This window comes from Novosphingobium sp. (assembly GCF_031417815.1).
In the GTDB taxonomy this organism is placed as follows: Bacteria; Pseudomonadota; Alphaproteobacteria; order Sphingomonadales; family Sphingomonadaceae; genus Novosphingobium.
In genome coordinates, this window is the sequence record NZ_JANOWI010000001.1 from 128,818 (window position 1) to 147,239 (window position 18,422).

The following is an 18,422-nucleotide window of genomic DNA, read 5'->3' on the forward strand; positions in this document are numbered from 1 at the left end:
TGGCCATGGCGCGCAAGGCAGGCTAAGCATTGCCAAAGAGGAGATTCGCCGATGCGCCGCACCTATCCCATGCTTGCCCTTGCTCTTGCCGCTGGTGTTGCCGCGCCGCAGCTGATCGCCAAACCGGCCAAGCTTAAAGGCCATCCCGCCGCCGAAGCGCAGACGCTTGACCTTGCCAAACAGCTGATCGCGCTGCGCTCGGTCCAGGGGCCGGACAACAAGACCCCGCAAGCGCTGGGGGTGATCAAGGGCGCGCTGCTGGCCGCCGGCTGGCAGGATAGCGCCGTGGAAATCACGCCATTCCGCGATACCGCCTATATGATCGCCACCTGGCCGGGCAGCGATCCCAGCCTCAAGCCGCTGGTCATTTCGGGCCACATGGACGTGGTTGAGGCCAAGCCTGAAGACTGGCAGCGCGATCCGTTCACCCCCGTGGTGGAAAATGGCTACCTGTTTGGCCGCGGCGCCAGCGACATGAAATTCGATGCTGCGCTCGCCACCTCGAGCCTGATCGAGCTGCGCCGCGCGGGCTACAAACCCAAGCGCACGATCATCCTGCAATTCTCGGGCGATGAAGAAACCACAATGGCCTCCAGCCGGGTGATTGCGCAGCGGCTCAGACACGCCGAACTGGTGATCAACATCGATGGCGGCGGCGGAACGCTCGACGAAGCCAGCGGCAAGCCGCTCTACTGGACCTGGCAAGGCGCCGAAAAGACCTATGACGATTACCAGCTCGAAGTGACCAATGCCGGCGGGCACAGCTCTGCCCCGCGGCCCGAAAACGCGATCGTGCAACTGGCCCAGGCGGTCGAAAAGGTCGGGGCCTATCACTTTCAGCCAGAACTGAGCCCTTTGACCAAGGCCTATTTCGAAAAGGCTGCAGCCTTTGAAAAGGATCCCAGGCTGGCCGCCGCGATGCGCGACTTTGCCGCCAATCCGAACGATGCCGAAGCCGCCGCGACGCTGCGCTCCAGCCCGGCCTATGTCGGCAAGATCGGCACGACTTGTGTGACCACGATGATCACCGGCGGCCATGCCCAGAACGCGCTGCCGCAGCGCGCCACCGCGAACGTCAATTGCCGCGTTTTCCCCGGCCACAGCCGCGAGGAGATCCGCCAGCAGCTGGTCCAGGTGATCGGCATGCCGATGATCAAGGTGACCGCGACCAGCGGCGAGGATTCGATTGCCGCCCCGGCATCGCCGATGCGGCCCGATTTCATCGGCGCGGCCGAAAAGGCGATGCACCTGATCAATCCGGGACTGGCGGTGTTCCCCAGCCAGGCTTCGGGGGCATCGGATTCGATGTGGTACCGCGCGCTTGGCGTGCCCAGCTATGGCGCCAGCCCGACCTTTTCGAAAGACAGCGAGGATTTCGCTCACGGCCTCAACGAACGCGTGCCACTGTCGAATATCGCGCCGGGGATCACGTATTACCTGAGCCTGTTTACCGATCTGTCTGCGCGCTGAGGGGGAATGGCGGCAACGCGGACGGGTTGACAGCAACCCGCGGACGAATCGGCGCTAGGCGCTGAGCAATCCCAGCCAGTTTTCCCCCAACACCGAGGCAAGCGGTACGCCTGACTGCGCATCGAGCGAGCGATAACGCGCCTGCAATTCGCGCAGGCATTTGATCTGGTATTTGAACGCGGCCTGTTCGTAGGGCAGCCCCATCGCTGTCATCCGGAACGTTGCCGCGCCAGCTTCGGCGGCCTCGGCATTCGCGCGCAGGAACGGCACGTAAACCTCTCCGGCGATCCGCACCAGTTCGGTTACCACGGGCGCGAAGCCTGGTTCCCAATCGCCCCCAAACCCGCTCATATCATCAACATGCGCCAGCCAGCGGTAGGTATAGGGATAGTCGGCGCGCATCATCACCTGCGCCGTGGGATCGGTGCCGAGCTGCGAAAGCTGGCCGAAGATCCCGAATTCGGCGAGGCTTGGCCGGGTGCCGAACAGCGAATGGCGGTTCACCACATGGGCTTCCAATGCGGCCAGCACCGCGCGGGTGCTGGCCTCGATCAGCGCGAAGTTTTCGGCGGTGCAGCCAACCAGCGCCATGCGCGAAACCTGACGCTGGCGAAACATCGCGGCAAATTTCTGGCTGGCTTCAAGCCCGCCGCCCTTAAGCGCGTCAAAGGCCAGCCAGCGGCTCATCTGGACCTGATCGACCTCTTCCAGCCAGCGATAGCCGAACATCGCCTTGGTCAGCCATTCGTCAGCGAAGTCCTCCAGCAGGTGCGCGATGAAGGCCTGCGCCGGATCGGGCGGGACCACTGATCGCTGGTCATGGCGCGCTTCAAGATCATAGATCAGCGGGGTCGAATCGTTGTCGAAATGCCCGTCAGGATATTGCAGCACCGGGATCACCGGCGCGCGGACCTGCGCGAGTGCTTCCCGGGCGGCGCTGCCATCGATCCACAGGTGCGGGATTCGGCGATAGCGCAGCAGCGCCCGCATCTTCATCGAATAGGGCGAACCGAGCGCCCCGTAGAGTTTATACATCACTGCACCCGTTCACAGCGGCTCGATCCGCACTGGGACTGAGGTGAAACCGTGCAGGAACGGGCTGGCCAGCCGCGTCGGTGTGCCTTGCGGGACCAACCTGATCTTGCGGTCAACGATCTCGCCGATCAAAGTGGCGAGCTGATCTTCGGCCAGCTTCGCGCCGACGCAGCGGTGGATGCCATGGCCAAAGCCCAGGTGACGGCGGGCGTTGGTCCGGCCGACATCGAAGCGTTCGGCATCAGCGAACACCTTTTCGTCGCGGTTGGCGCTGATGTACCACATCACCACCTTTTCGCCCGCCTTGATGGCCTGACCGCCAAGCTCGGTATCTGCCAGCGCGGTGCGGCGCATATGCGTCACCGGGCTCTGCCAGCGGACGATTTCCTGTGCGGCGTTGGGGATCAATTTGGGATCGGCGCGCAGCCGTTCGAGCTCTTCGGGATAGGTGTCGAACGCCTCCACCAAGGCCGACATCGAATTGCGGGTGGTATCGTTGCCGCCCACGATCAGCAGCGCGATATTGGCGATCCGTTCGATCGGTTCCATCTGGCCCATCGCCTCGGAATGGACCATCCGGCTGAGCAGATCGTCGGTCGGTTCCTTGCCCCGCCGGTCTTCCAGTTCGCGGTCGAACCGGGCCAGCATTTCGCCCATCTGCGCCATGAACTGGGCGAAATATTCCTCGTTGAGGTTGTCGGCCGAAACCCCGCTGGCCCAATCCGACCAGCGCTTGATATCGCGCCATTCCGCAAACGGCATGTCGAACAGGATGCACAGCATCCCCAGCGTCTGCGGGATCGAGACGCGTTCAACCCAGTCGAATGTTTCGCCGATCGGCAGCTCGTCCAGCAGCTCCCTGGTCCGGGCCTTGACCTGTTTGTCCAGCTTGAGCATCTGGCTGGGCGAGAAGGCCGGGGCGATTACCCGGCGCTGCGCGGTGTGGATCGGCTGGTCTTGCGCGATGAAATTGGGAAAGCCCTGGCCGTTGATTGATTCGGCGATGGTGATGTTGCCCTTGTCCCAGCGCGACGAAAACACATCGTGGCGCAGCTCGACCTCGGACACCAGATCGTGGCTTACCGCCGACCAATAGGGGCCGAACGGGCTTTCCTCGCGCCATGACAGCGGCATGGTGTCGCGCAGCATGGCAAAGGGTTCGCGCCAGCGGTTCTCGACATAAAGCGCGTCCTGACTGACATCGATCGGATTGAGCGGGCGGGTCATGCGGTCTCCAGTTGCTTGGCGGTCAGCGGCGGGTGATTGCCCGCAAATTTGGCGCGCTTGGCACCTTGCGCCAGTTCCTTGGTCAACGCGCGGACGTAGTGATCGAAATCGAGCTGGATGGTGTGGCGCCGCGCGGCGTAATATTGCCCGGTGTAATAGTCCTCGTCGGCCTTGATCACGCGTTCCATCTCGGGCGCAGGCGGGGGCAGATATTGCCCGGCCAGGAATGCCCCGACCAGTTTTGATTGCTGCTCGGCAAAGTTGACCAGCGTCGGCAGCGGCTGGGCCAGGCCCATGTAGAACAGGTCCGAAACGCCCGGCTTCATGATCCGTTTGTAAAGCGGCGGCGGGCGGTTGTCGGCATCGGCGAGGAAGGCCGGATCATTGAAGAACGGGAACGCAATATCATAGCCGGTGGCCCAGACGATCACGTCGATCGCCTCGCGGCTGCCATCGGCGAACACCACGTCCTGGCCGTCGAGCCGCTCGATCCCGCCTTTCATCGTGATATCGCCCGATCCGGCGCGGACCAGGAATTCGCCCGAGACGGTGCCGTGGCTTTCGAACGGGCCGATCTCGGGTTCGGGCAGGCCGTAATCGCTCATCTTGCCGACCAGCCCCTTGATCATCCGCGCGCCGAGCCACTGCTTGATACCTTTGGGCAGCCAGGCCGGGGCGGGGTTCTTGTCGAGCGGCTGGCCCTTGTAATACTTGGGGAAAATCCACACCCCGTGCCGCGCCGAGACGAACAGCTTGTCGGCGATCGGGCGCTGCGCAAGCTCGCTGGCGACATCCATCGCGCTATTGCCAAGGCCCACCACCAGTACCCGCTTTCCGATGCAATTCACCGGTTCGAACGGGCTGCGATAGTTGTGGCTGTGGATCTGCGTGCCATCGAAGTGCCCCGGATATTCCGGGATTCGCGCGGCCCAGTGGTGGCCGTTCGCCACGCACAGCGCGTCGTAATGCTTGACCTCGCCGGTCGAGAGCGTGATCGCCCAGCCGCCCTCGGCCTGCCGCTCGGCGTTTTCGACGCGGGTGTTGAAGCGGATGTGTTCGCGCAAGCCGAAGTGATCGACGTAATCGCGGAAATAGCCCAGCAGCAGCGAATGGTGCGGGTAATCGGGCCAGTCGGCCGGAACCGGATAGTCCTCGAACGCCAGCCGCCATTTGGACGTATCGATGTGCAGGCTTTGATAGCAGGCGCTCATCCCGTTGGGATTGCCGTAGTACCAGGTGCCGCCGATGTCGTCCGACGCCTCATAGACATCGAACGGGATGCCGTAGTCCTTGAGCCGCTTGGCGGTGGTGAACCCGCTGCAGCCCGCGCCGATGATGCAAACTTTGGGCTTGGCAGTCATTTGGGCCATCAGAATCGCCTCTCCCGCGTGTTGTCGCCGGACTATGTTTAACCGCGCGATTAATGTCCAGCGCTGATCATGACTGGACAAGCACACAACCCCGGCGCATTCTGGGCTTCGTCGATATCTACGGCCAGTTCTGGCTGCTCAGCCGGACCCACATGCACTGCGGTTAGGCCTGCTTGCGCGCGCAAGCGTCTGAGAGACAGTCACGCATGGTCCGCGCGATGCCAATACTTCCTATCGACAGCAGTCGCTACATGAGAGATAGTGAGGCAGGGAAATTCAGCGCTGGTGGAGACTGAGTTATGAACAAGCTGTTACTAGCATCGATCGCTACCTTTTCATTGTCCGTCTCGACCCCGATTTCGGCGGCGCCTATCAGTTGCGCGACAATGATAAGCGGGCACATCAGCTGGATGGCTGGCAATCCGCACCGGCGGATCGGTGCCAAATTTGCCAGAGTGAAGATCACTTCGGGCGGACCCGCAGCATCGGACACCAAGTGGGGTCACATCAGCGTCTCGGAGGGTGCGTTCGGCTGGCACGGAACCGACATGCAAGGCCGGTTCATGGTCGCGTTCAACGATCGCAATTTCGATGCCAACCGGCGTGACATTACCGACATCACATTATGGGCCGACGGGCGAGGTCAAATGATGCTGCGCAGTTGGGGCAATGCTGTTCTGCCGTTGGGTGATATGCGCTGCGACAGCGCAGGCTTCCTGACTGCGATCGAGCGCGAAGGCAATGGAGCCTCCATGATCACGCTCTCGTTTCGTCGCGAAACCTTCTAGACGTCCCGTATCCCTGGGCGCATAGCTGAGGACGAATAGGGCTGCACCAGCTCCTGCGCCCGGTCCCACCCGCCATTCAGCCATTGCCGCCACGCTTCGGGATCAGGCGGCAGGATCGCTGGCATCCGTTCTGCGCCAAGTCCGTGCAGGACAGCGTTGGGTTCGCAGGTCAGCAGCGCAAAGCTGGGCACTTCGCTATCCTTCCACACCCCGGCAAAGGCGAACAGTGGCTGGTCGGTGCAGGAAATCCAGCGTGGCACCCGCTTACCCGCGGCGTCCACTCCTTTGCTCCAGACCATGAATGCGGTTGCCGGAATCAGGCAGCGAAACTCGCTGTTGCGCAGATTGCCGATCCAGAATGGGCTTTCCAGATTACGCACCGATAGCACCGCCCCGCCGCGCTCACCCGCGCCGGGCGGCGGCGGCACACCCCACAGCCGCGGCACCATGCGGCGCGGCTGGTGCGGCTGGCGCGGCCCGGCAATCGCTTCGCGTCCGGCAGTGATCACCGGGGCGAACTGGCCGGGGCTGACCAGACCGCCGGCCCACGGATCGGTGCCCGCCGCCGCGCCAAACTGCGCGGCGATCTGCGCGGCGGGGTAATCGAGGCGGTAAACGACGGTCATGCGCACAGGCCTAACCGCAACTCAGCGCCGGGCCAAGCAGCGGGCATATTTGCGGCGATGTGATCACCGTCACACTCGGTTTGCCCGATCCGTGGTGGGATGGCCGCGCTGATCCTTGCCTCCGGGCCAGGATCGCAGGGTCGGCAACCGGGAGAAGCCACATGAAAATCAGGACCATGATCATAGCCGCGCTGTCCACCGCCGTGGTGCCCGTCGCGGTGCCGCTGCCGGCCTATACCGCGGCGGCCAATGCCAACCAGTGCATGGATCAGGACCAGCGGCTGGTGCAGGTCGTCAATCTCAACAAGCCGCCGCAAAGCGCCAGCACCATCGTCCAGCTGACCAATCTGCTTTATGTGCTGGATGCGGCACTCAGCACGCTTGACCGGCTGTGCGCGGACGAGCCCGATTTCCAGATGGTCCGCGGCGACTATCAGAACGTCCGCGACCAGACCTACAAGACCTGCACCCAGCTCGCGACGTCCGAATCGGTCTGCCGGCCGGTGCCTTACACGCAAGCCTATTGACCCGCGCGGTTCAGGCCACTGTCTGGACTGCCGTTCCGGGCCGGGAACCTCCATTCCCGGCCCGGCTTTGCGTGCAGACAAGTGGCTGGGCGCTGGACGGTGCAAAGCGCAAGCGCCATAGTGCCGCGCAAGGGCTTGAACGAAGGGATGAAAGCGGATGGCAGGGGCGCGCTGGTGGGTGGTTTTCATGGTCGGCATTCTGGGCCTGGCGCAGGCCGCGATGGCCGATGCTGAGTTCGAAGCCGCGCAAGCCGCCTTTGAGCGCGAGGATTATAAAGTCGCTGCCGACCTGTGGGAGAAAGCCTGCAACGGCGGTGATGGCCGCGCCTGTGCGCGCGCCGGCGATCTTTACTCTGATGGCCCCGGGGTGGCCAACGACGACGCGCGCGGAGCAGAATTCTATCGCCGCGGCTGTGTGCTCAAGGATGGCGGCGCTTGCGCGGCGCTGGGCTATTCGTATCAGAAGGGCGAAGGGCTGGAGGCGGATCTGACCAAGGCCGCGCAGTTCTACATCCGGTCCTGCGATCTCGGCAATGCGACCGGATGCTATGATCTGGGCCTGCTTTACGACAACGGCAATGGCGTGCCCAAGGATCAGGCGCGCGCCGCCGCATTCTATCGCCAGGGCTGCGATGGCGGCGAGGAATCGGCCTGTTTCAGCCTTGGCCTGCTGTATCAGGACGGCAGCGGGGTGGCCGCCGATCCGGGACGCGCCGCCGGGTTGTTCCGCAAAAGCTGCGATTTCGGCGAACATTCGGCCTGCGGCAATCTCGCTTACCTGTACGAGACCGGCACCGGCGTGGGCAAGGATCCGGCCCGCGCAGCCGAACTTTACGAGCTGGCCTGCGATGGGCGCGACTATGCCTTCTGCGGTAGTCTTGCCGGGCTCTACAGCGACGGGCTGGGGGTTGAAAAGAACCCCGAACGCGCCGCGCGCTATTATCGCCGCGGCTGCGATGGCGGTTCGATGAGCGCCTGCGTTGGCCTGGCGATCCTCTATGAAGACGGCAAGGGCGTGACCAAGGATGCGGCGCGCGCCGCCACGCTCTATCGCCGCGCCTGCGACAAGGACTATGCGCTGGGCTGCTACAATCTGGCGCTGCTGTACCGTGCGGGCACCGGGGTGGAAAAGGATAACGCCCGCGCCGCGCGGCTTTATCGCAAGGCCTGCACCGGGGGTGAGGCGGCGGCCTGCACCAACCTTGGCGTGCTGTACGAAAGCGGGATCGGCGTCGATATCGATCCGGCCGAGGCGGTGCGGTTCTATACCCGGGGCTGCGACGGTGCCAACACGCTGGGTTGCGCCAACCTTGGTTCGCTCTACGAAGAAGGCAAGGGCGTGACCAAGGACCTGCCCCGCGCCACTGCGCTCTACACCGCGGCCTGCGACAAGGGTGAGGGGCTGGGCTGCCACAACCTGGCGCTGCTTTTCGACAACGGTACCGGCGTGGCGGTGGACGATGCCAGGGCGCTGGTGCTGTACCAGAAGGCCTGCACACTGGGCGAAGCGCTGGCCTGCAACAATGCCGGGGTGATGTTCGATGACGGGGAAGGCGTGGCCGAAAACAATCCCCGCGCTGCCGACCTGTTCCGTCAGGCCTGCGACGGCGATAATGCCCTGGGCTGCACCAACCTCGCCACGCTGTACGAGAACGGCGAAGGCGTGGCCAAGGACACCGGCAAGGCGCTGACGCTTTACCGCAAGACGCTGACCCTCGATCCCGAAGCCAGGCTGCGCGACAAGGCGGTGGCCGCGATCGAACGGCTGAGCGCGAAGTAGTCAGCCGCGCCAGCCGGGCCCTCTGACAAACCGGCCCGGGGTGGCCCCGGTGTGTTCGCCGCCGCGCAGCACGGCCTTGCCGCCAACCAGCACCTCGGAAACCCCGGTTGCATACTGGTGCGGTTTGGCGAAAGTGGCGTGATCGGTGATAGCAGCCGGATCGAACACCACCACATCGGCGGCATAGTTCACCGCCAAGCGTCCGCGCTCCTTGAGCCCCATCTGCTGGATCGGAAGCGAGGTGAGGCGGCGGATGCCTTCCGCCAGCGGCATTACTTTTTCATCGCGGACATATTTGCCAAGGAACCGGGCAAAATTGCCATAGGCGCGCGGATGCGTGCTTTTGAGCAGGAACGTGCCTTCGGGCGCCATGCTCGCCGAATCCGAACCCAGCATGGTCCAGCCCCACTTCAGGTTCTTCTTTAGGTTCTCCTCGCTCATCAGGAAATAGGCGGTATCGACCCGGCTGCCGTCCTCGATCACCAGATCGATGATCGTGTCTTCGGGGCTGGTGCCGCGCATCGCCGATACTTCGGCCAGCGTCTTGCCGGTCAGCGGCTTGAGCGCGGGGTTATTGAACCCGATCAGCAACACGTTGTCGGGCGTTCCGGCGGCCTGATAAAGGCTTTCCCAACCGACCGCCGGGGCGCGCATTTCGGCCAGCACGCGGGCGCGGATCGCGGGGTCTTTCAGCCGTGCGATCCACGCATCGCGCCCGCCCTGCTGCACCCACAGCGGCATCGCCGCATCCAGTCCGGTGGCACCGGCGGTGTAGGTGTAGACGTTGGCCGAAACGTCGATTCCGCTTTTGCGCGCGGCATTCAATTTGGCGATCCCGGCGTCGGCCTTGTGCCAATTGGCCTGGCCGCCCGGCTTCATGTGATACATCTGCACCCGCGCCTTGGCCCGCCGCCCGATCTCGAGCAGTTCGTCGATCGCCTCAAGATAGCGGCCGCCCTCGCTGCGCATGTGGCTGATATAGCCGCCGCCGAATTCCGCTGCGGCCTGCGTCAGCGCAATCAGCTCGTCGGTATTGGCGAAATTATCAGGCGCGTAGATCAGCGACGATCCTATCCCCAGCGCCCCGCCGCGCATTTCGGTGCGGACAAGGTCCTGCATTGCCCGCAGCTGCGCCGGACTGGCGCGCACGTCGTCATAGCCCACTTCGTGCGCGCGCAAGGTGCCCGCGCCGATAAACGAGGCGACATTGCAGCTCACCCCTGTGTGCTCAAGAAAACCAAGGTATTCGGACAGCGACGTCCAGGTCACGGGGTAGTGGATATCGCCTTGTTCGCGCACCGTGCGCGCCTTCATCTCGGCGTTGAGCGGCCCCATCGAACTGCCTTCGCCCATCACCTCCAGCGTCACGCCCTGGCGGATATCGCCTTGCGAACGGCCATCCTCGATCAGGCTTTCGTTAGACCAGCTTAGCATGTTGACGAAGCCCGGGGCGACCGCCTTGCCCCGCGCGTCCACTTCCAGCGCGGCGCGCCGCCCCGCCAGCTTGCCGATCGCGGCGATCCGGCCCCCGGCGATCCCCACGTCGGCTTCGACCGGCGCATTGCCGAGCCCATCGAACACCATGCCGCCGCGCACGATCGCATCATAGCTGCCTGTGCGGCGGGCGAAGGCGACTTGCGGCGCCAAGGCGCTCGCGGCGATGCCGCCCAGAAAGGCGCGGCGGGTGGTGTTCATGGCCATGGGCTGGACTGTGCGAGGGGAGCAGCCTATTGTCCAGCCATCCCCGGGGAGTCTTGTGACTGAGAGGGGCTGGTAACGCAGCCCGACCCGTTGAACCTGAACCCGTTAGCACGGGCGGAGGGAGGGTCTGCCAAGGCGCCCCCGGTCCGTCCATCAAAGGACTTTGCGCACATGGCCGACATCAACAGCAAGCTCGAAATCGGCGTCACCACCGGGCCGATCCGGGGCTCCACCAAGGTCCATGTCGGCCCGTTCAAGGTGGCGATGCGCGAGATCAATCTTGAGCCTTCGTGCGGCGAGCCACCGGTGCGGGTCTATGACACTTCGGGCCCCTATACCGACGCTGCCATGCAGATCGATATCGCAGCTGGCCTGCCCGAACTGCGCAGCGAATGGATTCGCGGACGCGGTGATGTCGAGGAAGTCACCCAGCGCGAGGTACGGCCCGAAGACAACGGCCAGCTCGGCCCCGATCGCTCGGGCGGCGTCCCCGCCTTCCCCAACGTGCGGCGCACCGTGCTGCGCGCCAAGGCCGGGCAGAACGTCAGCCAGATGCACTACGCCCGCCAAGGCATCGTTACCCCCGAGATGGAATATGTCGCCACGCGCGAGAACCTCGGCCGCGAACAGATCATCGGCCACATTCGCGATGGGCAGGATTGGGGCGCGGAAATCCCCGATTACGTCACCGGTGAATGGGTCCGCCAGGAAGTGGCGCGCGGCCGGGCGATCATCCCCAACAACATCAACCACCCCGAGAGCGAGCCGATGGCAATCGGCCGCAATTTTCTCGTCAAGATCAACGCCAATATCGGCAACTCGGCAGTGGCATCGGACGTCGCGGCCGAAGTAGACAAGATGGTCTGGTCGATCCGCTGGGGCGCGGACACCGTGATGGACCTTTCGACCGGGCGCAACATCCACGACACCCGCGAATGGATCATCCGCAACAGCCCCGTGCCGATCGGCACCGTGCCGATCTATCAGGCGCTCGAAAAGGTTGGCGGGGTGGCCGAGGACCTGAGCTGGGAAGTGTTCCGCGATACCCTGATCGAACAGGCCGAACAGGGGGTCGATTACTTCACGATCCACGCCGGGGTGCGCCTGCCCTACATCCCGATGACCGCCAAACGCGTTACCGGGATCGTCAGCCGCGGCGGCAGCATCATGGCCAAATGGTGCCTCAGCCACCACAAGGAAAGCTTCCTCTACGAACGGTTCGACGAGATCACCGAGATCATGAAGGCCTATGACATCGCTTATTCACTGGGCGATGGCCTGCGCCCCGGATCGATCGCCGATGCCAACGACGAAGCCCAGTTCGCCGAGCTTTACACCTTGGGCGAGCTGACCAAGCGCGCCTGGGCACAGGACGTGCAGGTGATGATCGAGGGCCCCGGCCACGTGCCGATGCACAAGATCAAGGAGAACATGGACAAGCAGCTCAAAGCCTGCGGCGAAGCCCCGTTCTACACGCTCGGGCCCTTGGTGACCGACATTGCGCCGGGCTATGACCACATCACCAGCGGGATCGGCGCGGCGATGATCGGCTGGTTCGGCACGGCGATGCTGTGCTACGTCACCCCCAAGGAACACCTCGGCCTGCCCGACCGCGATGACGTCAAAGTCGGCGTGGTCACCTACAAGCTGGCCGCCCACGCCGCCGATCTGGCCAAGGGGCATCCAGCCGCCAAGGTCCGCGACGATGCGCTAAGCCGCGCCCGCTTCGAATTCCGCTGGCGCGACCAGTTCAACCTGTCTTTGGACCCGGACACGGCGGAGCAATACCACGACCAGACCTTGCCAGCCGAAGGCGCCAAAACCGCGCACTTCTGCTCAATGTGCGGCCCCAAGTTCTGCAGCATGAAGATCACTCAGGAAGTTCGCGATTTCGCGGCGAAGCAGAATGCCGGGGTGGAGACGTTTGTCGCCGCCGAGGACGCGGAAAAGGGGATGGAAGAAATGAGCCGGGTCTACAACGAAGGCGGGCGGGAGTTGTATATCGGGGCTGGGGACCGGGAGCACGATTGAACCGGAGCGGAGGCATCGGATATTGCCTTCTCGGCCTTGACGGCATACGTTACTAGTAACGGAGGCCAGAGATGGGCGTGCACGAAAACCTGACCGGAGCGCAGCGCGCCGCCCGCTACCGCGCCGCCAAGCGCGCGCAGGGGCTACGGCTCAAGCAGATATGGGTGCCCGATCTGCGCGATCCCAAGGTGCGCGAAGCGATTCGTCGTAGCGCGGCCGAAATCAACCGCCGTGACCATGCTGATGGAACGATGGACTATCTCGAATCGCTCTATGACGAAACGATGGATGGACTGCCTCGGGCTGGGTCTGGCGAAAACGCGGGTTCGTGAAGCGCGGCGAAGTCTGGACCCAGGCGGGCGGCCCCAGCTACGCGGGCAAACCGCGCCCCGCGCTGATCGTGCAATCGGACTTGCTGGCCGAAACGGACTCGGTCGTCACCTGTCTATTCACCACGCACGATAACACAGCGATCCCCTCACGCGTGGCCTTCACCGCCAGTGCAGACAACGGCTTGCTCGAGGATTCGGATCTGATGGCGGACAAGGTGATGGCCATCCCGCGGGGCAAGCTGGGCCGTCGGCTCGGTGCGATTGGCCCGTCAGACATGGCGCGGGTTGAGGCTGCGCTAACGCTGGTGCTGGGGTTTGAGGAGTGAGTTTGAGGATGTTTCGTCCGCCACTAGAATCCACCGTTGTTCCTCTCACAGTACTCCACAATTAGGAAATCGGGAGATCAAGATGAGTGACAAAATGAGTCAACGTCTAGCCCGCATCGTGAGTGAATTACGTGATCTCATGCCGCGCTTTGTGGCAGCCATCGCGCGATTCGATGAGAGGGCAAGGGCCGTCGAAGAATCGAAGGACATGGACGATCTGGAGCGAGGCGCGGATTTCTGGGTCGCTACCGCTTACCGCAACGCGCTGATCCGCCTCCGGTTGATTCTAGAGAACAATTTCTTCCACCTAGAAACGCTGAACGTGCTGGCCACCACACGCTATGTCTTCGAGACGCTGGTGTGGCTGCGATTAATGGACCGCGAGCCGGACTACGGACTGGTCTTCTATGGCAGAGTGATTTCGGGACAGCTCCAGCATTTCGAAGCTCTGAGGAAAAAGCTGGATGATGAAATCGAACTGTTCGAGGGACTAGGGAAGGAAGAATCCGCCCTACTTGAAAACAGCTTGAGGGAACTGTCGGAAAACGTGCAAAATCTTAGCTCCGATCACGTGGCGGCGGCGACTGCCTCGATCATGGACGAAATAGACCGCAAAGCCCGGCGCAATTTCAGCCTTTACGCCGAGGACGCCAAGCAAAATGGTTTCCAGATTCAGGCGCACCTGATTGGCAAACAGGCCATACCGCAGGTTAATGCGCAGATCAGAGAGTTGGAGGCAAATCAGAAAGCGCTTACCACGACCTGCGCGGCCTCAGTGTGCAAGAAACTCAAGGAGCATTGGAACTGGAAGGCGGAAGCCCAGCGCGTTGACATGCAGGCCCAGTATGAGTTCATCTATTCCTTCACCAGTCGCCTGCTGCATGCAACTCCGTCGAGCATCTTTACAGACCAGAAAAATCTGGAAGTCTCGGAAATGGTGATGTTTCTGGACTACGTCTACGTGTCGATGCTGGACGTGCTAGACCTTGCAAAGCGATGGGTTGGATCGGACGAGAAGCTGAACTAATTTGCGATTACTGTGACTGTGCACCAATTGCCGTTTCAGGCCCTCCCGGCACCAACCGCTCCACCAGCCGCTTCAACTCCGCCGGCGTCGTATGCCCCGCGACCACCTCGTGGTACCCGATCCCCGCCTTACGCAGCGCTTCCTTCTTCACCGCGTCCCTTGCCGCTGCTGCGCCGCCGGGCAGGTGATGTCCGGTGCCCTGGTATTCGAGGGCGTGGCGGACGTGGGCGTGCTCGTCCATCAGCGCGAAGTCGACGCGTTTGGAATTGACGGCGGCAAAGGCGTCGCTGTCCGTGCTGGCGAGGAACTCGCCCAGTGAGACCTGCGCCATCACTTGCCAGCCGGGGTTGCGGGCAATCACGGCGGCGTCGAGCGTCTTGAACACCGCTGCCTCGCTCTTGTTGAGCAGTGCGCGTTCGGTGAACTCTGCCTCCATCACACAGCGCAGCTGATCGGCTGCGGCGGCGGTGCGGGGCGCGGCTTTCTCGGTGGGGACTGGCAGGCCGGTGTTGCGCCGCCAAGGTGTAGGCTGAGACTTGCCGCCATGGCCTCGGCCGCGCCAGTATTCGCGGCGGCGCTGCTTTTCGATGTTCTCGGCCAGCCGTTCGATCGCCACACCGCAAATTGCGCCGACCGCCAGCACTGCCGCAAGCAGCAAGGGATTGTCGATCAAGGCGGCCAGTTCGGGTGGCATCAGGCAGTCTAGCCACAATGTGCCAGCCGCAGCAAGATGAAGCGCGCTGGCAGCCCGTCCGCTAGCTTTCTGCTGCGCTGCCTCCAAACTGCACCTTTAGCCCGCTGACCGGATCCGACGGATCGCAGTAGTTAGCGCAGTAATGAACGCCATCCCTTTCTATCCCCGCACGCTCGGCCTTGCAGGCCTGCTGCCGCAATTTGCCTGCCTCGCCGCGCTCACACTCGGGCCTCAGGAGTGGCGCTTTGCGGCGTTGGCGCTCGCCTGGGGCTATGCGGCGCTGATCTTCAGCTTTCTGGGCGGGCTGTGGTGGGGGATTGCCGCCACCCGCTTGCACAGCAAGGTGCCGGTGCCCGACTGGCTGTGGCTGGCGGCGATTGCGCCCAGTCTGATCGCATTTGTCACTTATGTGCCGTGGGTGTTTGCGGCGGAGTGGCCGCAGCCTTCGCTGGTGCTGCTGGGGCTGGGGCTGCTGGGCAGCCTGGCGGTGGACTGGCGGATCGCGCCGCTGTGCCCGCCGTGGTGGCTGCGCTTGCGGGTGCCGCTGTCGGTGGGACTGGGCGTTTCAACGCTGCTGATCGCGCTGGTCTGACGGCACTGGCAATTGCGGCTGGACCCGGTGGGCCGGGCGCGATAGCTCTTGGCCAAATTTGCAGAGAGAGCCGGCCATGACAGCATCCACGGACGAACCGGCGCGCGCCATCGGCGAAACGGGCACCGGATCACGCTGGGGGCTGCTGGCGCTGCTCACCGTGATCAACGTGCTCAACTTCGTTGACCGGCAATTGCTGCCCAGCTTCGCCAATTTCATCAAGCCCGAACTGGGGCTGAGCGATACCCAGTATGGTCTGCTGACGGGTCTGTTCTTCATCATCTTCTATGCCGTGGCCGGCCTTTTCATGGGCGTGCTGGCTGATCGGATGCATCGCGGCCGCCTGATTGCGGTGGCGATTGCGCTGTGGTCGTTGCTGACTGCGGCAAGCGGGGCGGCGCGCGGATTTGCCTCGATGGCGCTACCGCGCGCGCTGATCGGGGTGGGGGAATCGGCGCTGACCCCGTCTGCCGCTTCGCTGCTGGCTGACCGGTTCCCGCCGACGCGGCTGGGGCTGGCGATGGCGCTTTATTATATGGGCGTGCCGCTTGGCGCGGGGCTGAGCCTGCTGGTGGCGGGTTTCCTCGGCCCGGCGATCGGGTGGCGCAATTGCTTCTACCTGCTCGGCGCGGCGGGGCTAGTGCTGGCTGCGGTGATGCTGGCAGTGCGCGATCCGCGCGCGCCGCAGAGCCAGACCCACGCCCACGGGCCGGGCTGGCGCGGGCACCTGGCTGTGATCGGGGCGAGCCTGAAAGCCTCGCCCGCGCTGGCGATGATCATCGGCGGCGGGGTGGCGCTGCACATTGCCGTGGGCGCGGCCGCTTTCGACCAGCTGTGGTACGTGCAGGAACGCGGGTTCGAGCGTGCCGAAGTGGCCAAGATCACCGGTTCTGTCACCGTGTTGGCGGGGATCGCGGGCAACCTGTTTGGCGGATTTGTGGGCGATTGGTGGTACCGTACGCGCAAATCGGGCCGCGCGATGCTGTTGTTCTGGATGTTCCTGGCGCTGGCTCCGGTCACGCTGGCGTTCCGGATCGTGTCGCCCGAATCGCCGCTGTTCTATCTGGGCATGGGCAGCGGGATATTCCTGCTCTGCGCGTTCTATGGCCCATCGGTTTCGACCGTGCAGGAACTGTCCCCGCCCTCGGCCCGGGCCACGCTGGTGGCGTTCAACATCCTGTGCCTCAACGCGATTGGGCTGGGGGTGGGGATCACCGGCACCGGCTGGTTGATCGACATGTTCCGCACTGCCGGCGATCCGCAACCTTATACCAGCGCGATGCTGACCATGTCGCTGGTCTCGATGCTGGCGCTGCCGGCCTTCTTCCTCGCCGGGCACTGGTTCCACCGCGACAAGGCGCGCATCGCCGCAACTTAGCGCCTGCCGCAGCCCCCGCACGGCGTGGCGCTGGACGGATGCAGTATGCGCTTAACTGCGCCATGACGCGGCCTTAAGGGAGTCGCTCATGGTCAGATTTGCCGGTCCGCTTGTCGCGGGCCTTCTCTTGGCGGTGTCATTGGGCGCCGCGCCGATCACCGCCGCGCCGCGCTCCGAAGGCTCGATCGAAGCCCGGGTTCCGGTCGCCAAGGGGCGGCTTTTTGCCGTGTTGCTGGGGCCGGGGCAGGCGTGGAAGAAGGGCCAGCCGTTCAAGGGTCCGGGGCTTGATCAGCACCGCGCCTATTGGAAGGCATTGCTGGGCGAAGGGCGGATTGCCGCGGCCGGGCCGCTCGGCGATGGCTCGGGCCTGGCGTTGATCCGCGCGAAGAACCAGAAGGAGGCCGATGCGCTGCTGGCTGCCGATCCGGCGGTAAAGGCGCGGATTTTGCGCGGCGCGGCGCGCCCCTATGCCGCCGATCTGATGAGCGTGGCGGTGCTGGTCGGGCGCTAGCGCTGCGTGTGCTGGGGGAACCGGGCGGGCGGCGGTTCGTTGCACAGGCATGCATTATCAACGTCTCGCGTTTCGCGCGCTCGCTCCTGCCCTGGTCCTTACGCTCGCCGCCTGTTCGGATGCGGGCCCCGATCAGACCGCCACCCTCGAAAGCGAGACTGCCCTGCCCGGTGAAATTGTCCCGGCTGGCGCGGTTCCGGGGCTGGATGCGACGGGATCTCCGCTGCCGCAAGGCACGGTGGGTGATCATGTGCTGACGCTGGACGGGCTGGGCGCACTCAAGATCGGGCAGCCAGTTCCTGCGGGCGGAACCTGGGCCGAGCGCGGCGCGCAAGCATCGGACAGCTGCCGGCTGGTCTCCTCGCCAAAATACCCCGGGGTCTATGCGATTGCCGAGCAAGGCACAGTGCGGCGCATCTCGGTCAGCGAGCGATCGGATGTGCGGACGATCGAAGGGATCGGGTTCGGCTCGAGCCGCGCTCAGGTTGACGATGCCTTCCCCGGCTTCCGTCAGGAGCCGCACAAATATGTCGAAGGCGGCAAATACCTGACCGCTCCGGGCGCTGAAAACGGCAATGTCGCGGTGCGGTTCGAACTGGATCCGGCGGGCAAGGTTACCGCGATGCATGTCGGCACCATGCCGGTGCTGGGCTATATCGAGGGGTGTTCCTAAGCCCTCTTGCGGACGAATTCGGCCCGCAGCACCAAGCCCTTGATGCCGGGATAGCGGCAATCGATCTCTTGCGCATTGCCGGTCAGCCGGATCGAGGGAATGACAGTGCCTTGCTTGAGCGTTTGTCCGGCGCCCTTGACGGTAAGGTCCTTGATCAGGATCACCGCATCGCCATCGGCCAGCAGGTTGCCCACCGCATCGCGCACTTCGACGGCATTTTCGGCCGCCCTTTTGGCGGCCAGCTCGCTGGCGGGCAGCCATTCGCCGCTGTCTTCGTCATAGACGTAGTCGTCGTCGCTCATCGCCGGGCCTTTCACAGCATTGCGTCGGCGAG

General features: G+C 63.9%; 19 protein-coding genes and 1 riboswitch. Of the genes, 12 read left to right on the forward strand and 7 right to left on the reverse strand.

What is annotated here, in order from left to right:
* The first annotated feature begins 51 nt into the window (after positions 1-51).
* Positions 52-1,470: a M20/M25/M40 family metallo-hydrolase gene (locus tag RMN99_RS00650; RefSeq protein ID WP_309621351.1), complete on the forward strand. Its 1,419-nt coding sequence runs from the start codon at positions 52-54 to the stop codon at positions 1,468-1,470.
* Positions 1,471-1,524: 54 nt separating this feature from the next.
* Here RMN99_RS00650 and RMN99_RS00655 read toward each other — a convergent pair whose 3' ends face one another.
* Genes RMN99_RS00655 through RMN99_RS00665 form a run of 3 tightly spaced genes read right to left on the reverse strand, consistent with a single transcriptional unit; the run spans position 1,525 to position 5,102 of the window.
* Positions 1,525-2,505 carry a glutathione S-transferase N-terminal domain-containing protein gene (locus RMN99_RS00655; protein WP_309621352.1) on the reverse strand — a complete coding sequence of 327 codons (981 nt, stop codon included), beginning with the start codon at positions 2,503-2,505 and terminating at the stop codon, positions 1,525-1,527.
* A 12-nt stretch (positions 2,506-2,517) separates the two neighbouring features.
* A complete protein-coding gene (locus RMN99_RS00660; RefSeq protein WP_309621353.1) occupies positions 2,518-3,732 on the reverse strand; it encodes a cytochrome P450 in 1,215 nt (404 codons plus the stop codon).
* The gene (locus RMN99_RS00665; protein ID WP_309621354.1) at positions 3,729-5,102 is read right to left on the reverse strand and encodes an NAD(P)-binding domain-containing protein; all 1,374 of its coding nucleotides are present in this window, start codon (positions 5,100-5,102) and stop codon (positions 3,729-3,731) included. Before RMN99_RS00665 ends, RMN99_RS00660 begins: the two co-directional genes overlap by 4 nt.
* Positions 5,103-5,401: 299 nt before the next feature.
* Here RMN99_RS00665 and RMN99_RS00670 point away from each other — a divergent pair, with 299 nt between their 5' ends.
* On the forward strand, positions 5,402-5,890 hold the full coding sequence (locus tag RMN99_RS00670) for a hypothetical protein (RefSeq protein WP_309621355.1): 489 nt from the start codon (positions 5,402-5,404) through the stop codon (positions 5,888-5,890).
* Here RMN99_RS00670 and RMN99_RS00675 read toward each other — a convergent pair.
* Positions 5,887-6,516: an SOS response-associated peptidase family protein gene (locus tag RMN99_RS00675; RefSeq protein ID WP_309621356.1), complete on the reverse strand. Its 630-nt coding sequence runs from the start codon at positions 6,514-6,516 to the stop codon at positions 5,887-5,889. The two genes, RMN99_RS00670 and RMN99_RS00675, sit on opposite strands and share 4 nt — an antisense overlap.
* A 161-nt stretch (positions 6,517-6,677) precedes the next feature.
* On the opposite strand from RMN99_RS00675, the gene RMN99_RS00680 reads away from it, so the two are divergent.
* The gene (locus RMN99_RS00680) at positions 6,678-7,043 is read left to right on the forward strand and encodes a hypothetical protein (RefSeq protein ID WP_309621357.1); all 366 of its coding nucleotides are present in this window, start codon (positions 6,678-6,680) and stop codon (positions 7,041-7,043) included.
* A 157-nt stretch (positions 7,044-7,200) separates the two neighbouring features.
* A complete protein-coding gene (locus RMN99_RS00685; RefSeq protein WP_309621358.1) occupies positions 7,201-8,823 on the forward strand; it encodes an SEL1-like repeat protein in 1,623 nt (540 codons plus the stop codon).
* Here RMN99_RS00685 and RMN99_RS00690 read toward each other — a convergent pair whose 3' ends face one another.
* Entirely contained in the window at positions 8,824-10,524 is a 1,701-nt protein-coding gene (locus tag RMN99_RS00690) for a D-aminoacylase (protein WP_309621359.1), read from the reverse strand.
* Between the two features lie 34 nt (positions 10,525-10,558).
* Positions 10,559-10,664: riboswitch (TPP riboswitch) on the forward strand.
* A gap of 31 nt (positions 10,665-10,695) precedes the next feature.
* Here RMN99_RS00690 and thiC point away from each other — a divergent pair.
* The 4 genes from thiC (at position 10,696) to RMN99_RS00710 (ending at position 14,240) form a co-directional block, all read left to right on the forward strand.
* Positions 10,696-12,555, forward strand: coding sequence for a phosphomethylpyrimidine synthase ThiC (gene thiC, locus RMN99_RS00695; protein WP_309621360.1), 1,860 nt, complete (start codon positions 10,696-10,698; stop codon positions 12,553-12,555).
* A gap of 71 nt (positions 12,556-12,626) precedes the next feature.
* Entirely contained in the window at positions 12,627-12,887 is a 261-nt protein-coding gene (locus RMN99_RS00700) for an antitoxin MazE-like protein (protein ID WP_309621361.1), read from the forward strand.
* Positions 12,884-13,213, forward strand: a complete 330-nt coding sequence (locus RMN99_RS00705) for a type II toxin-antitoxin system PemK/MazF family toxin (protein WP_309621362.1) — start codon at positions 12,884-12,886, stop codon at positions 13,211-13,213. The genes RMN99_RS00700 and RMN99_RS00705 overlap by 4 nt, the downstream gene beginning before the upstream one ends.
* An 82-nt stretch (positions 13,214-13,295) precedes the next feature.
* Complete coding sequence (locus RMN99_RS00710; protein ID WP_309621363.1) at positions 13,296-14,240, forward strand: hypothetical protein; 945 nt, start codon at positions 13,296-13,298, stop codon at positions 14,238-14,240.
* Positions 14,241-14,247: 7 nt separating this feature from the next.
* Here the strand turns inward: RMN99_RS00710 and RMN99_RS00715 are convergent, their stop codons facing one another.
* Positions 14,248-14,934 (reverse strand): DUF2726 domain-containing protein, encoded by a 687-nt coding sequence (locus tag RMN99_RS00715; protein ID WP_309621364.1) that lies wholly within the window; start codon positions 14,932-14,934, stop codon positions 14,248-14,250.
* 142 nt (positions 14,935-15,076) lie between these two features.
* Between RMN99_RS00715 and RMN99_RS00720 the strand changes: the two genes are divergently transcribed.
* The 4 genes from RMN99_RS00720 (at position 15,077) to RMN99_RS00735 (ending at position 18,088) form a co-directional block, all read left to right on the forward strand.
* The gene (locus RMN99_RS00720; RefSeq protein WP_309621365.1) at positions 15,077-15,526 is read left to right on the forward strand and encodes a DUF3429 domain-containing protein; all 450 of its coding nucleotides are present in this window, start codon (positions 15,077-15,079) and stop codon (positions 15,524-15,526) included.
* A gap of 76 nt (positions 15,527-15,602) precedes the next feature.
* Positions 15,603-16,904, forward strand: a complete 1,302-nt coding sequence (locus RMN99_RS00725) for an MFS transporter (protein ID WP_309621366.1) — start codon at positions 15,603-15,605, stop codon at positions 16,902-16,904.
* Between the two features lie 88 nt (positions 16,905-16,992).
* Positions 16,993-17,415, forward strand: a complete 423-nt coding sequence (locus tag RMN99_RS00730; protein WP_309621367.1) for a YciI family protein — start codon at positions 16,993-16,995, stop codon at positions 17,413-17,415.
* Between the two features lie 49 nt (positions 17,416-17,464).
* Positions 17,465-18,088 (forward strand): hypothetical protein, encoded by a 624-nt coding sequence (locus tag RMN99_RS00735; RefSeq protein WP_309621368.1) that lies wholly within the window; start codon positions 17,465-17,467, stop codon positions 18,086-18,088.
* Here RMN99_RS00735 and RMN99_RS00740 read toward each other — a convergent pair.
* On the reverse strand, positions 18,085-18,390 hold the full coding sequence (locus RMN99_RS00740; RefSeq protein WP_309621369.1) for an alkylphosphonate utilization protein: 306 nt from the start codon (positions 18,388-18,390) through the stop codon (positions 18,085-18,087). The two genes, RMN99_RS00735 and RMN99_RS00740, sit on opposite strands and share 4 nt — an antisense overlap.
* Positions 18,391-18,422: the final 32 nt, after the last annotated feature.